Below are 12,225 nucleotides of genomic sequence, written 5' to 3' on the forward strand. Positions count from 1 at the left end.
GCTCATCCCCTGGGGGGAGGACGAGTGACACCAGAGGGCTAACCAGCCTCCTTCCTGCCGGGGGGGGGCCGGGGGCCAGGGGGAGGCCTCCACCCCCCCGCCTCCCCGGTACGGCCGGGCCTTCCCGGCGCGCGTCAGGGCGCCGGCCGGTGCCGGGGCGCACCCCGGCGGGCCTGAGGGTCCCGTCGGGGTGGGACGGCGGCGCCTCGCCCGGCGTCCGGGTCCCGCCGGTCCGGGACCGGTCGCGCCCGCCCGGCGTCCGGGCCCCGCTCGCTCCTCACTCCCCGTCGGCGCCGGCCGGCCCCGAGTTGTAGCGCTCCAGGTACGCCGCGAACCGCACCAGGTCCTCCTCCGGCCACTCGGCGAGGCGTGCCCGGAAGGCCGCCCGGCGGCTGCGGGTGACCTGGGCCAGGATCTCCCGGCCGGCCCCCGTCAGGTGCAGCACCTGGACCCGGTGGTCCTCCGGGTCCAGCCGGCGCTCGATCAGCGCGGCCCGCTCCAGCGCCGCCACCTGCCGGCTCACCGTGGACTTGTCCAGCGCGTAATGGGCCGCCAGGTCCGTCGCCCGGCAGCCGTCGCGCTCCTCCAGGTGGCCGAGCAGGGTGTACGACACCAGGGACAGCTCGGGGTGCATACGGCCCGCCGAGGCGCGGGCCCGGCGGGCGAAGATGGTCATCTCGCGCTGGATCGTCTCGACGGCCGACTCCGCTGCGCTCACGGAAATACCTCCTCCTGAGTTCTAGTTGTATAGTACAACTTGGAGTGAAAGTTGTATAAGCCAACCTTTGGAGGTTCGCGCGCGATGAGGTCACCGGCACTGCGCCACGTGCTCACGCACCTGATCACCCCGCTGCTGATGTGCATAGGCATGGGGCTCGCCTACATGGGGGCGTTCGTCACCCCCGAACCGCACCACCTGCCGGTCGCCGTCGTCGGCACCACCCCCGAGGCCAAGGTCTTCGCGCAGACGGTCAAGGACACCTCCGGGGACAAGCTCGACGTGCGCACGGTCGCCACCCGCGCCGCCGCGGTCGGCCTGCTGGAGTCCCGCGACGTGACCGGCGCCTACGTGCCGAGTGCCAAGGCCCCCGAGCTGCTGGTGGCGAGCGCCGCCTCCGACATGGGCGCCACGGCCGTGGAGAAGGTCTTCACCCCGGTCGCCGCCCGGCAGGGCGTGCCGCTGAAGGTCACCGACGTGGCCCGGCCGGTCGCCGACGACCCCACCGGGCAGGGCCTGTTCTTCCTGCTGATCGCGGTCAGCATCGGCTCCTACGCCTCGGTCGCCGCACTCGGCGCCGCGGGCGCCGCCCTCGCCATGCGCGTCCGCGCCCTGCTCGCCCTCGGCGTCTCGGCGGTGGTCGGCGGCATCGGCGCGCTGCTCGCCGGGCCGGTGTTCCACCTCGCCCACCACGACCTCGCCGGCGTGTGGGGCATGGCCTGGGTGTACTCGGCGGGCATCCTGCTCATCGGCGTCGGCCTGCACACGTTCCTGAAGCGGTGGACCACGCTGGCCATGATGGTGCTGTTCGTGATGCTGAACTTCACCAGTTCCGGCGGCCTGTTCCGGCCCGAGCTGCAGAACGGCTTCTTCGGCACCCTGCACGCCTTCTGGAACGGCGCCGGCTTCGTCGAGGGCGTCCGCGGCCTGCTGTACTTCGGGAACGACGGCCTCGCCCGGAACGTGTGGACCCTGGTGCTCTGGCTGCTGGCCGGCATCGTGGTGACCGCGGTCGCCGCCCTGTACGAGCGCTCCGTCCGGACCCGCCGGGAAACCGCCGGCCCCGGGGCCGGGACCGGGGGCGAGGCCGGTGCCGCGCACGCCGGGTCCGAGACCGGGCGCACGGGCCCGCGGCACGCCCGGGACGAGGCCGGGCGGGAAGCCGGTCGGGAAGCCGACGAAGAGGCCGAGGAAGAGGTCGAGGAGTCGGTCGGCGTCTGACGAACTCCCCGTGGGCCGGGGGCCGTCGAGGGCCGTGGGGTAAGGTGGCCGTCCGGCCGCGGAGTCCCGCGGCCCCGAGCGCGAGGAGGTGAGACCCATTACCGCTGTGTCGGCTGGGGTGCTCTCTCCTCGTGACGGCGCGGTACGCCGGTAGCGGTGACCGCGGGAGCGCCCTCGAGTCTCGCGCTCCCGAAAGGCTTTCGGCTCCCATGCCCGTACCCGCTCCGTTCGTCCCCTCCACCCCGTCCGCCGTCGCGGCCGCGCTGCGCGCCGCCGGCTGCGTCTTCGCCGAGGACGAGGCCGAGTTGATCCTCGCCACCGCCCGCACCCCCGAGGAGGCGGCCCGCATGGTGGACCGGCGCGCCACCGGGCTGCCGCTCGAACAGGTCCTCGGCTGGGCCGGGTTCCACGGGCTGCGCATCGCCGTGGAACCGGGGGTGTTCGTGCCCCGCCGCCGTACCGAGTTCCTGGCCGACCAGGCCCTGGCCGCCGCGCCGGACGCGACCGTCGTCGTGGACCTGTGCTGTGGCTCCGGCGCGCTCGGCGCCGTCCTCGCCCGGGCCCTGGGCGGGGCGGAGGTGCACGCCGCCGACATCGACCCGGCCGCCGTGCGCTGCGCCCGCCGCAACCTCGCCCCCTTCGGCGGCCGGGCCCATCAGGGCGACCTCTACGACGCCCTGCCCGCCGGCCTGCGGGGCCGGGTGGGCCTGCTGACGGCCAACGTGCCCTACGTCCCCACCTCCGAGGTGGCCCTGCTGCCCGCGGAGGCCCGCGACCACGAACCGCTGGTCGCCCTGGACGGCGGAACCGACGGGCTCGACGTGCTGCGCCGGGTGGCCGCCGGGGCCTGCGCATGGCTCGCCCCCGGCGGCTGCCTGCTGACCGAGACCAGCGAACGGCAGGCACCGGCCGCCGTGCGGGTCCTCGCCGACGCGGGCCTGACCGCCCGTCTGGCGGTCGACGAGGACCGGTTCGCGCATGTGGTCGTCGGAACGCGGGTCCCCGAGGCCGCCCGGGGAATGCCCCACAGGCCCTAGCGGCGCACCCCCGCCCGAGCGGCCGGGTCCCGAACCCCCCTGCTACGGCAGCTCCTGTGCCCGGGCGATGAGCAGGGCCACGTCGTCGTGGTTGTCCGGGTGGCGGAGGGCGCGCAGGAGGTGGTCGCAGGTCTCCTCCAGCGGGCGGGCGGGGTCGTCGAGCAGGGTCAGCAGCAGGGCGAGCCGTTCGTCCAGCGAGTGGGAGCGGGTCTCCACCAGCCCGTCGGTGTAGAACACCAGCTCGTCGCCGGGCTCGAAATCGACGATGACGGTGGAGAAGCCGACCCCGCCCACCCCGAGCGGCACCCCGGTCGGCAGGTCGAGCAGCTCCGGCGGGCGGCCGGGCCGGATCCGGACCGGCGGCAGATGGCCCGCGTTGGCGATCCGGCACTGGCGCAGCCGCGGGTCGTGGACGGCGTAGACACAGGTCGCGATGGAGTGGTCCAGGCCCGACGTCGTCTTGTCCAGGTGCTCCAGCAGCCGGGCCGGGTCGAGGTCGAGCGCGGCCAGGGTGGTGGTCGCGGTGCGCAGCCGGCCCATCGTGGCGGCGGCGCTGACCCCGCTGCCCATCACATCGCCCACGACCAGCGCGGTCTCGCCGCCCTCCAGCGGGATGACGTCGAACCAGTCGCCGCCCACCTCGCTGGTGGCGCCGGCCGGCTGGTAGCGGGAGGCCACCTCCAGGGCGGTGGTGACCGGCGGATGGCTGGGCAGCAGGCTGCGCTGGAGGGTGAGCGCGGTGTTGCGGGCGTTCTGGTACCAGCGGGCGTTGTCGATCTGCACGGCCGCGCGGGCCGCCAGCTCCCGTGCCAGCAGGACGTCGTCCTCGTCGAACGGCGCCGGATTGCGGGTCCGCTTGAGGTCCAGCGCGCCCAGCACCTCGCCGCGCGCGATCAGCGGCACCGCCAGGTACGAGTGCAGGCCCGCCCGGCCGAGCAGCACGGCCGCCTCGGCGGAGCGGGCGATCAGCGGCAGGTCCTCGTCCTTGACCCGCGGCACCAGCACCGCCTCGCCGGTGCGCACGCACTCGGTGACCAGCCGGTCCGGCCCGTACCGGGCGATCTGGCCGGGCGGGTCGGCGGCCCGGACCGCGTCGCTGCCCTCCGCGGGGCGCACGGCCAGCGCCCGGATCACCGCGGACTCCGAGGGCCCCAGCGCGCTGGGCCGGCCCTCGACCACCGCGTCCAGCAGGTCCACCGCCGCCACGTCCGCCAGCTCGGGCACCGCGACCTCGGCCAGCTCGCAGGCGGTGCGCTCCAGCTCCAGCGTGGTGCCGATCCGGGCGGAGGCGTCGGCGATGACCGCGAGCCGGCGCCGCGCGGTCTCCGCCTCCACCTCGGCCCGGTGCTGCTCGGTGATGTCGACCAGCGAGACGGCCACCCCGAGCACGTGCCCCAGGGTGTCCTCCAGCCGGTACAGCGAGTGCGACCAGGTGTGGTCCTCGTCCGGGTCGGCCGGGGTGCGGCCGACCAGCGTGTCGTCGATCAGCGGCACACCCGTCTCCAGCACCCGCCGGGCCACGGCCTCCAGCTCGCGGGCGTTCAGCAGCGGCAGCACCTCCGGCAGTGTCCGGCCCACGTGCTCGGCGGCCGGCATGCCGTTGATCCGCTCCAGGGCCGGGTTGACGGAGACGAACCGCAGATCGGTGTCCAGCACGGCGTAACCGATCGGGGACTGCTTCACCATCCGCTCGGACAGCGCCACGTCCTGCTCCAGCCGCCGTACCGTCGACTGGTCGGCGGCCAGCCCGAGCGCGTAGACGTCCCCGCGGTCGTCCAGCAGCCGCATGTTGCGGAACTCCACCAGCCGGGTGCTGCCGTCCTTGTGCCGGACCGGGAAGCCGCCCGCCCAGCTCTGCCCGGTGCGCATCACGTCGGCGAACAGCTGGCCTACCAGCCGGCTGTGCTGTTCGTGGACCATCAGCCGGGCGGCGTACTGGCCGAGGGCCTCCTCGGCCGTGTACCCGAACAGCTCCGCCGCCTGCGGGCTCCACAGCACGATCCGGCCGTCGGTGTCCAGCACCACCGACGCCACGCCCAGCACGTCCAGCAGGCCGCCCGGCGGGACCGGCCCGCGCGCGGGCTCGCCGCTTCGCGTCACCGGAGCCTCGGCTGCACTCATGCCACGCACCGCCTTCGCCCGTCCGCACGGCCCGCCGTGCCCCGTGCCGACTGCCCTCGTTCTACCGCGCTCACACCCGACTCTCCGCCGCCGATGCCGTTACTCCCTCCACCATCCCTCAACACGGCGCCGGACGTCCGCCCGAGCCGTCGCGCCGGTGGTGCGCGCGACGCGGAACCCCCGCCGGGACCGTACCGCGCGGTCCCGCGGGCCGTGAGAGTTCACGCTCATGTTCCGTTGTTGGTCTGTACATGACTTACGCGCCACGCCAGACTGTCCGCCGACCGAGTGCCCCCGCCGCCCGCCCGAGGAGCCGGACATGCCCGCGTCCGCCCGGCAACGCCGTCACGCAGTCCTCGCCGGACTCGTCACCCTCGCCACCGCCGCCGTCGTGTCCCTCGCCGCGCCCGGGTCCGCCGCCGCGGCCGGCGGCTGGGTCGAGACCGGCTCCGACCGCGCCGACCCGCTGACCGAGAGCCAGGGCCTGACCTCGGTCGAGGTCCCGGCGAACAGCCCGAACCGCTACACCGGCGTCGGCACCGTCCCGCTCGACGTCGCCGCACGCGGCTGGAACCACGTCGGCGACCCCGACGCCTCGTACGACGGCTTCTACATCGAGCCCTACCAGCGGGACACCGGCAACTCGAAGATGTTCCGGGTGCGGGCGCCCGGCGGCGCCTGGGCGGAGTACGTGCACACGCTCGGCCCGGGCGAGGCGCTGAACAACTCCTGGGCCGCCGTCTCGCCCGACGGGCGGTGGATGCTGTCCGGCGAGTGGGGCACCATGACCCGCCTGCTGGTCTTCCCGGCCCCGGGGGCCAACCCGGCCACCTCGCCCGCCGCGGACCTCCCGCAGGTCTCCGCCGTCCGCCTGGACCACGCCGTCCGGGACGTCCAGGGCTGCGACTTCGCCGGTCCCACCACCCTGCTGTGCTCCTCCGACGACCCCGAGGGCAGCCTCTTCGGCCTCACCAAGCCCCTCCTGCGGATCGACCTCTCCGCCCCGCCGGACGGGACCGCCGACGTCACCGGGCACGTCACGGCGGAGCGGCAGCTGCCGCTGCGCAGCTCCTGCCGGGGCTCCTTCGAGGCGGAGGGCATCGACTACGACCGCCGCAGCGGCATCCTGCGCGTGATCGTCGTCTCGCCCGGCTTCTGCGCGCTCACGGACAGCAAGACGTACAGGTTCACCCGCGGCTGACGCGGGGTTTCCCCGCTCCGGCCGAGGTGTGCGCGACGCTCAGGGGTGCTTTGCTGGTAATGGACGCGGTTCGGCGGGGTACTCCGTTCCATCGCGGCACGGCCACGAAAGGAGCGCTCATGGCAGACACGGAGCGGTCGCATTCCGAAACCGTCACGGTGGAACTCAGCGGATCCAAGGAGGACGCCCGCCTCGTATTCGACGCGCTCAGGTCCTGCTTCGCCTCGGACCGGGGGGAGGACGAGGAGCCCCAGCAGCTCCACGAGACCCGGCCGATGGTGTGGCTCGGCACCTACGACGTCACGGAGGCGCGTAGCGGCGGTTGCCCGCCGGTCCGGCTCGGTGAGCCCGTCCAGGCGGACGTCCAGGGCGGCTACTGGGCCGTCGACCGGTTCCGCACCACCCTCGACGCGATGTTCACCGTGCAGGAGACCTGCACGGCCTCCGGCGACCAGGAGCGGGACCTGCACCTGCGCCTGGAGAGCCGCTGAGTCAGCGCGGTGACGCCCCGGCCGGTCCTTGCCCGGCCGGGGCGTACTGTGCCAGGCCGTACCCGAAGGACCAGTCGGCGTCGCCGTTCTCGGTCAGGGAGATCAGCACGTTGCGCGGGTCGGTGCCGGTGCGCTCGTGCACCAGTTCGGCGATCCGCCGGTACACCGCGCGCTTGCGGTCCGCGTCCCGGCCGGCCCGCAGGGTGATCGCGACGAAGACGGCCGAGTCGTCCCGCGGGACGCCCGGGTAGTCGCCGTAGCGCAGGGTGCTGCCGACCCCGTCGTGGCCGCACAGCACCTGGAAGCGGTCCTCCGGCGGCACCCCGAGCGTCTCCACCAGGGCGTCCTGGACGGCCTGGCCGAGCGCGTCGAGGCGGGCGGGGTCGGTGCCGAGCGTGTCGATGCGGACGAAGGGCATGGCGGGGCGTCCTTTCGGGCGGTGGATCGGTCACACCTGCGTGTACATACTAGTAGGTACACGAGTGGCCGGTTATGCAACTAGTTGCAAAAAGCCTCCGGGTTCCTCTACAACAAGAGACGACGACACCGCGTACGGAGGGCCCGATGAGCCGTTACCCGCATCTGCTGACCCCGCTCGACCTGGGCTTCACCACCCTGCCCAACCGCGTGCTGATGGGCTCCATGCACGTCGGCCTGGAGGAGGCGGAGGGCGGCTTCGAGCGGATGGCGGCGTTCTACGCGGCCCGCGCGCGCGGCGGCGTGGGGCTCATCGTCACCGGCGGCATCGCGCCCAACGAGGAGGGGCGGCCGTACGAGGGCGGGGCCAAGCTCACCACCGAGGAGGAGGCCGAGCGGCACCGGGTCGTCACCGAGGCCGTGCACCGCGAGGGCGGCCGGATCGCGATGCAGATCCTGCACTTCGGCCGGTACGCCTACCACCGCGACCTCGTCGCGCCCAGCCCCCTCCAGGCGCCGATCAGCCCCTTCCCGCCGCGCGAGCTGACCGACGCCGACATCGAGCGCACCATCGACGACTACGCCCGCGCCGCCCGCCTCGCCCGGCGGGCCGGCTACGACGGCGTCGAGATCATGGGCTCCGAGGGCTACCTCGTCAACGAGTTCATCGCCGCGCGGACCAACCGGCGCACCGACCGCTGGGGCGGATCCTACGAGAACCGGACGCGCTTCCCCGTCGAGATCGTCAAGCGGGTCCGCGAGGCCGTGGGCGAGGACTTCATCGTCATCTACCGGCTGTCCATGCTGGACCTGGTCCCGGGCGGCTCCTCCCTGGCGGAGGTGATCACGCTCGGCAAGGCCGTCGAGGCGGCCGGGGCGACGATCATCAACACCGGCATCGGCTGGCACGAGGCCCGCATCCCCACCATCGCCACCTCCGTGCCGCGCGGCGCCTACACCTGGGTCACCAAGAGGCTCATGGGCGAGGTCTCCGTACCCCTGGTGACCACCAACCGCATCAACACCCCCGAACTCGCCGAGGAACTGCTGGCCGGCGGCTGCGCGGACATGGTCTCCATGGCCCGCCCGATGCTCGCCGACCCCGACTTCGTCGCCAAGGCCGCCGCCGGCACCCCGGAGGCCATCAACACCTGCATCGGCTGCAACCAGGCCTGCCTCGACCACACCTTCAGCGGGCAGATCACCTCCTGCCTGGTCAACCCGCGCGCCTGCCACGAGACCGAGCTGGTCCTCGCGCCGACCCGGCTGAAGAAGCGCGTCGCCGTCGTCGGCGCCGGTCCGGCCGGCCTCGCCTGCGCGGTCTCCGCCGCCGAACGCGGCCACCACGTGACCCTCTTCGACGCGGCCGGCGAGATCGGCGGACAGCTCAACGTCGCCCGCAAGGTCCCCGGCAAGCAGGAGTTCGACGAGACGCTGCGCTATTTCCGCCACCAGCTCGACGCGCACGGCGTCGACGTCCGCCTGGACACCTGGGTGGAGGCCGCCGACCTGGACGGCTTCGACGAGGTCGTCGTCGCCACCGGCGTCACCCCGCGCACCCCGGAGATACCCGGCGTCGACCACCCCCGCGTCCTCGGCTACCTCGACGTCCTCCGCGACGGCGCCCCCGTCGGCGACCGCGTCGCCGTCCTCGGCGCCGGCGGCATCGGCTTCGACGTCGCCGAGTACCTCACCGACGGCGGCGACAAGGCGAGCGAGGACCCGGAGACCTACTTCCGCCACTGGGGCGTCGACACGGACTACCAGGAGCCCGGCGGCCTCGCCGCCCCCGAGCGGCCCGCCCCGCCCCGCCAGGTCCACCTGCTCCAGCGCAAGACCACCAAGGTCGGCGCCGGCCTCGGCAAGACCACCGGCTGGATCCACCGCACGGAGCTGAAGCACCGGGGCGTGACCATGGTGCCGGGGGTGCGCTACGACCGGATCGACGACGCCGGCCTGCACATCACCGTCGGCGAGGAGAGCACGGTCCTGGAGGTCGACACGGTGGTGCTGTGCACCGGCCAGGAGCCGCGCCGCGACCTGTACGAGGCGCTGCTCGCCGCCGGCCGCAGCGCGCATCTGATCGGGGGCGCCGACGTGGCCGCCGAGCTGGACGCCAAGCGGGCGATCAAGCAGGGCACGGAGCTGGCGGCGGCCCTGTAGGGGCCGGGGCGTCCCTCCCTAGGATGAGCCCATGTCACTCCCGCACGCGATCCTCACCGCCCTGCTGGAAAAGCCGTCGTCGGGACTGGACCTGACCCGCCGGTTCGACAAGTCGATCGGCTACTTCTGGTCCGCGACGCACCAGCAGATCTATCGCGAGCTGGGAAAACTGGAGGCCGAGGGGCTCATCCGCGCGCTGCCGGCCGAGCAGCCGGCCCGCGGGCAGAAGAAGCGCTACGAGGTGCTGCCCGCGGGCCGGTCCGAACTGGCCCGCTGGACCGCCGCCGCGCAGGACCCCAAGCCGCAGCGGGACGTGCTGCTGCTGCGGCTGCGCGCGGCGGCCGTGGTCGGCACCGCGGGCCTGGAGGCCGACCTGCGCCGCCACCTGGAGCTGCACCGGCGGCAGCTGGCGGAGTACCGGGAGATCGAGGAGCGCGACTTCCCGCCGGGCCGGAACGCCCCGCAGGACCGGCTGCGCCATCTGGTCCTGCGGGCCGGGATCGACCTGGAGACCTTCTGGACCCGGTGGCTCACCCACGCCCTGGCGGAGTTCGCCGAACTGCCGGGGGAGGGGCGGGAGCGGGCCGGGGGAGCCGACGGGGCGCGGTGACGGCTCCGCGCGGCGCCGGGCACGGCTGTCCGGACGGCCGGTGGAGCGGTGCGGGCGGTGCCCTGGTGCGGGAACGCCTCCCGGCGCCGCCCCCTCAGAGCCGGTACGGCCCGGAGCGGCGGCGCAGGACCCAGCCGGTGGCGACGACCCCGGCGCCGACCAGGGCCGCGCCGACGCCGAGGGTCAGCGGGCCGTAGTCGCGGGCGGCGCCGCCGAGGCCGCCCATCACGCCCCGGGACGGTGCCGGGCTGGTGGTCGCCGAGATCGTCGGCCGGGTCGGGACGGCCGGCGCGGGCCGGGTCGGGACGGCCGCCGCGGAGACGATCACCGACTGGCTGCCCGCGGTGGCGCCGCTGGAGCAGAGCACGACCACGGTGTAGGTCCCGGGGCTGACCCCCGTCCAGGCCGCGGACTGGCTGACGGACGTGCCGGACAGGGCCACCTGCCGGCCCTGCGAGAAGTTCGCCTGGCGGCTGGTGAGCAGGGCCGCGGTGCCCCAGCTGCCGTTGATCTGGGTGCACGCGCTGGTGACCACCGAGACCGTGGAGCCGGTGGTGCTGACCGAGATGCCCGAGGCCGCGGCGGTCGGTCCGGCGAGCGCGGCCGGGAGCGCGGCGGCGGCCGCCAGGGTCGGGCCGGAGCGGAGCAGGAGTCGCGAGATGTCCATGGACGGGCCTCCGGCGGCACGGTCGGCGGTACGTCCCATGCGCCGCCGGGGGTCGGGAAGCGCCCGTGCTGCCTCAACCGCAGCCAACGCCCCGCCGGGCACGCCCGCACCCGGGGCGGCCCGATCAGGTGACGGCCGTATGGCCGTCGCGGAGTTCCGGGGGCACCGGGGGTGGCCGGGGGCGTGGCGGGTGTCGGCCCGAGGTGCCGGTCCGGGGGCTCGTCAGGCGCCCGTGGTCACCGTCCGCTCCGGCGACCAGCCGCCCCAGGTGCCGTCGGGCAGCCGGGCCCGCAGCCGCACCCGGTGTTCCTCGCCGGCGGCGGTGCCGACGTAGAAGCTGTGGTGCGCCCGGCCGCGCGGCGGGGTGCCGCCCCAGACCAGCGAGGTGGCCGCGGTGCCGTCCAGCCGGATCTGGTACTCGGTGATCACCCCGTCCGTGCGCGGCGGGTCCCAGGCGAGGTCGAGGTAGTAGGCGCCGTCCGCGCGGTGGGTCGCGGCGGTGAAGGCGGTGGGCGCGGTGTCCCGGCCGTCGTCCTCGCCCGGCGTGGTCAGACGGGCCGGTGGGCCGGCGGGGGAGAGGTTGTCGGCGGCGTCCCGGGCCCGCACCGTGAAGACGTAGGCGGTGCCGGGCCGCAGGCCCGTGACGACGGCGGCGGTCTGGTTCCCGCCGACGCTGTGGATCTTCACACCGCCCTGGTAGACGTCGTACGACGACACGCCCCGGTCGTCCCGGGAGGCGCCCCAGGACAGCTGGACGGCCCGGCTGCCCACGGCCCGTCCGGCGGTCGGCCCCGGCCGGCTCGGAGCCGAGCGGTCCGCGGCCGTCACGGCCGGAGTCCGTGCCCGCACCGATCGGCTCGGCGGACCGAGCCGGCCATCGGTGTCCCGGGCCCGCACGGTGAAGGCGTACATGGTGGACGGCCTGAGCCTGGTGACGTCCACCATGTGCTGTGCGCCCGGAACCTCGGCCACCTTCGTGGTGCCCCGATATACCTCGTAGGTGCGGACCCCCGCACTGGCGGGGGCCGCGTTCCACATCACGTGCACGCTCGTGGCGCTGCCCGCCGCGGCGGTGATCCCGACGGGAGCGCCCGGTATCCGGCCGTCGCCGTCGTCCGCCCCGTTCCAGCCGCAGGACGCGACCAGCAGCACGGCCCCGCAGACCACCGCAAGCGGAAAGGGAACGCGTCGCACGGCACCGCCCTCCCCGGACGTCCTCGGCATCACGTAAAGGTCCGGACCAATATTGGCCCGACCGGTGTGGCCGCAGCAAGGGGGCCGCGTTGGCGACCCTCCGCCCGGATTACGTATGCTGAAGCTCCCTACGGCTGAACTGCCCGCGATGGCAGGGGAGTTCACGCCTGTGGCGCGGACACGCTGTCGTCGCCGATCCCGCGCCGGCGCGGGTGGCCGGGGGATCCGGAACCTCCACCCGGTCCGGATCCCCGGCCCCTGTTGTCCCTCCCGAACTCCCGGACGGCGCCGCCCGCCCGTCCCCTCACAGGGTGTCAGCCGCGTGCTCCATCCGGCCCCTTCGCGGCGCACCCCGTGGCCGAGGGCCCAAGATCACATCACAGTG

Annotated in this window: 11 protein-coding genes; 6 read left to right on the forward strand and 5 right to left on the reverse strand. The window is 74.5% G+C overall.

Going from position 1 to position 12,225, the window contains the following annotated elements; genetic code table 11:
- Nucleotides 1-277: 277 nt before the first annotated feature.
- A complete protein-coding gene (locus ACZ63H_RS14255) occupies nucleotides 278-676 on the reverse strand; it encodes a MarR family winged helix-turn-helix transcriptional regulator (protein ID WP_469864898.1) in 399 nt (132 codons plus the stop codon).
- Nucleotides 677-802: 126 nt separating this feature from the next.
- On the opposite strand from ACZ63H_RS14255, the gene ACZ63H_RS14260 reads away from it, so the two are divergent.
- On the forward strand, nucleotides 803-1,939 hold the full coding sequence (locus ACZ63H_RS14260; RefSeq protein WP_469864705.1) for an ABC-2 transporter permease: 1,137 nt from the start codon (nucleotides 803-805) through the stop codon (nucleotides 1,937-1,939).
- Nucleotides 1,940-2,148: 209 nt separating this feature from the next.
- Nucleotides 2,149-2,976 (forward strand): putative protein N(5)-glutamine methyltransferase, encoded by an 828-nt coding sequence (locus ACZ63H_RS14265; RefSeq protein ID WP_469864707.1) that lies wholly within the window; start codon nucleotides 2,149-2,151, stop codon nucleotides 2,974-2,976.
- A gap of 42 nt (nucleotides 2,977-3,018) precedes the next feature.
- On the opposite strand, the gene ACZ63H_RS14270 is transcribed toward ACZ63H_RS14265, so the two are convergent.
- Nucleotides 3,019-5,097, reverse strand: a complete 2,079-nt coding sequence (locus tag ACZ63H_RS14270) for a SpoIIE family protein phosphatase (protein ID WP_469864709.1) — start codon at nucleotides 5,095-5,097, stop codon at nucleotides 3,019-3,021.
- A gap of 319 nt (nucleotides 5,098-5,416) precedes the next feature.
- Here ACZ63H_RS14270 and ACZ63H_RS14275 point away from each other — a divergent pair, with 319 nt between their 5' ends.
- Both ACZ63H_RS14275 and ACZ63H_RS14280 read left to right on the forward strand, forming a co-directional pair.
- Entirely contained in the window at nucleotides 5,417-6,298 is an 882-nt protein-coding gene (locus tag ACZ63H_RS14275) for a hypothetical protein (RefSeq protein ID WP_469864710.1), read from the forward strand.
- 119 nt (nucleotides 6,299-6,417) lie between these two features.
- Nucleotides 6,418-6,789 (forward strand): hypothetical protein, encoded by a 372-nt coding sequence (locus tag ACZ63H_RS14280; RefSeq protein WP_469864712.1) that lies wholly within the window; start codon nucleotides 6,418-6,420, stop codon nucleotides 6,787-6,789.
- 1 nt (nucleotide 6,790) lies between these two features.
- Here ACZ63H_RS14280 and ACZ63H_RS14285 read toward each other — a convergent pair whose 3' ends face one another.
- Nucleotides 6,791-7,207 carry a tautomerase family protein gene (locus ACZ63H_RS14285; RefSeq protein ID WP_469864714.1) on the reverse strand — a complete coding sequence of 139 codons (417 nt, stop codon included), beginning with the start codon at nucleotides 7,205-7,207 and terminating at the stop codon, nucleotides 6,791-6,793.
- 146 nt (nucleotides 7,208-7,353) lie between these two features.
- Here ACZ63H_RS14285 and ACZ63H_RS14290 point away from each other — a divergent pair, with 146 nt between their 5' ends.
- Complete coding sequence (locus tag ACZ63H_RS14290; RefSeq protein WP_469864716.1) at nucleotides 7,354-9,369, forward strand: oxidoreductase; 2,016 nt, start codon at nucleotides 7,354-7,356, stop codon at nucleotides 9,367-9,369.
- A gap of 31 nt (nucleotides 9,370-9,400) precedes the next feature.
- Nucleotides 9,401-9,979, forward strand: a complete 579-nt coding sequence (locus ACZ63H_RS14295) for a PadR family transcriptional regulator (RefSeq protein ID WP_469864718.1) — start codon at nucleotides 9,401-9,403, stop codon at nucleotides 9,977-9,979.
- Between the two features lie 94 nt (nucleotides 9,980-10,073).
- On the opposite strand, the gene ACZ63H_RS14300 is transcribed toward ACZ63H_RS14295, so the two are convergent.
- A complete protein-coding gene (locus tag ACZ63H_RS14300) occupies nucleotides 10,074-10,646 on the reverse strand; it encodes a hypothetical protein (protein ID WP_469864720.1) in 573 nt (190 codons plus the stop codon).
- Nucleotides 10,647-10,868: 222 nt separating this feature from the next.
- Nucleotides 10,869-11,840 carry a fibronectin type III domain-containing protein gene (locus ACZ63H_RS14305; RefSeq protein WP_469864722.1) on the reverse strand — a complete coding sequence of 324 codons (972 nt, stop codon included), beginning with the start codon at nucleotides 11,838-11,840 and terminating at the stop codon, nucleotides 10,869-10,871.
- Nucleotides 11,841-12,225 lie beyond the last annotated feature (385 nt).

This window comes from Streptomyces sp. NPDC104831, from assembly GCF_055583025.1.

What these genes read in the sequence shown, in the direction of transcription:
- ACZ63H_RS14255 (WP_469864898.1), bottom strand. Translation starts at nt 676, where the DNA reads ATGACCATCTTCGCCCGCCGGGCCCGCGCCTCGGCGGGCCGTATGCAC.
- ACZ63H_RS14260 (WP_469864705.1), top strand. Translation starts at nt 803, where the DNA reads ATGAGGTCACCGGCACTGCGCCACGTGCTCACGCACCTGATCACCCCG.
- ACZ63H_RS14265 (WP_469864707.1), top strand. Translation starts at nt 2,149, where the DNA reads ATGCCCGTACCCGCTCCGTTCGTCCCCTCCACCCCGTCCGCCGTCGCG.
- ACZ63H_RS14270 (WP_469864709.1), bottom strand. Translation starts at nt 5,097, where the DNA reads ATGAGTGCAGCCGAGGCTCCGGTGACGCGAAGCGGCGAGCCCGCGCGC.
- ACZ63H_RS14275 (WP_469864710.1), top strand. Translation starts at nt 5,417, where the DNA reads ATGCCCGCGTCCGCCCGGCAACGCCGTCACGCAGTCCTCGCCGGACTC.
- ACZ63H_RS14280 (WP_469864712.1), top strand. Translation starts at nt 6,418, where the DNA reads ATGGCAGACACGGAGCGGTCGCATTCCGAAACCGTCACGGTGGAACTC.
- ACZ63H_RS14285 (WP_469864714.1), bottom strand. Translation starts at nt 7,207, where the DNA reads ATGCCCTTCGTCCGCATCGACACGCTCGGCACCGACCCCGCCCGCCTC.
- ACZ63H_RS14290 (WP_469864716.1), top strand. Translation starts at nt 7,354, where the DNA reads ATGAGCCGTTACCCGCATCTGCTGACCCCGCTCGACCTGGGCTTCACC.
- ACZ63H_RS14295 (WP_469864718.1), top strand. Translation starts at nt 9,401, where the DNA reads ATGTCACTCCCGCACGCGATCCTCACCGCCCTGCTGGAAAAGCCGTCG.
- ACZ63H_RS14300 (WP_469864720.1), bottom strand. Translation starts at nt 10,646, where the DNA reads ATGGACATCTCGCGACTCCTGCTCCGCTCCGGCCCGACCCTGGCGGCC.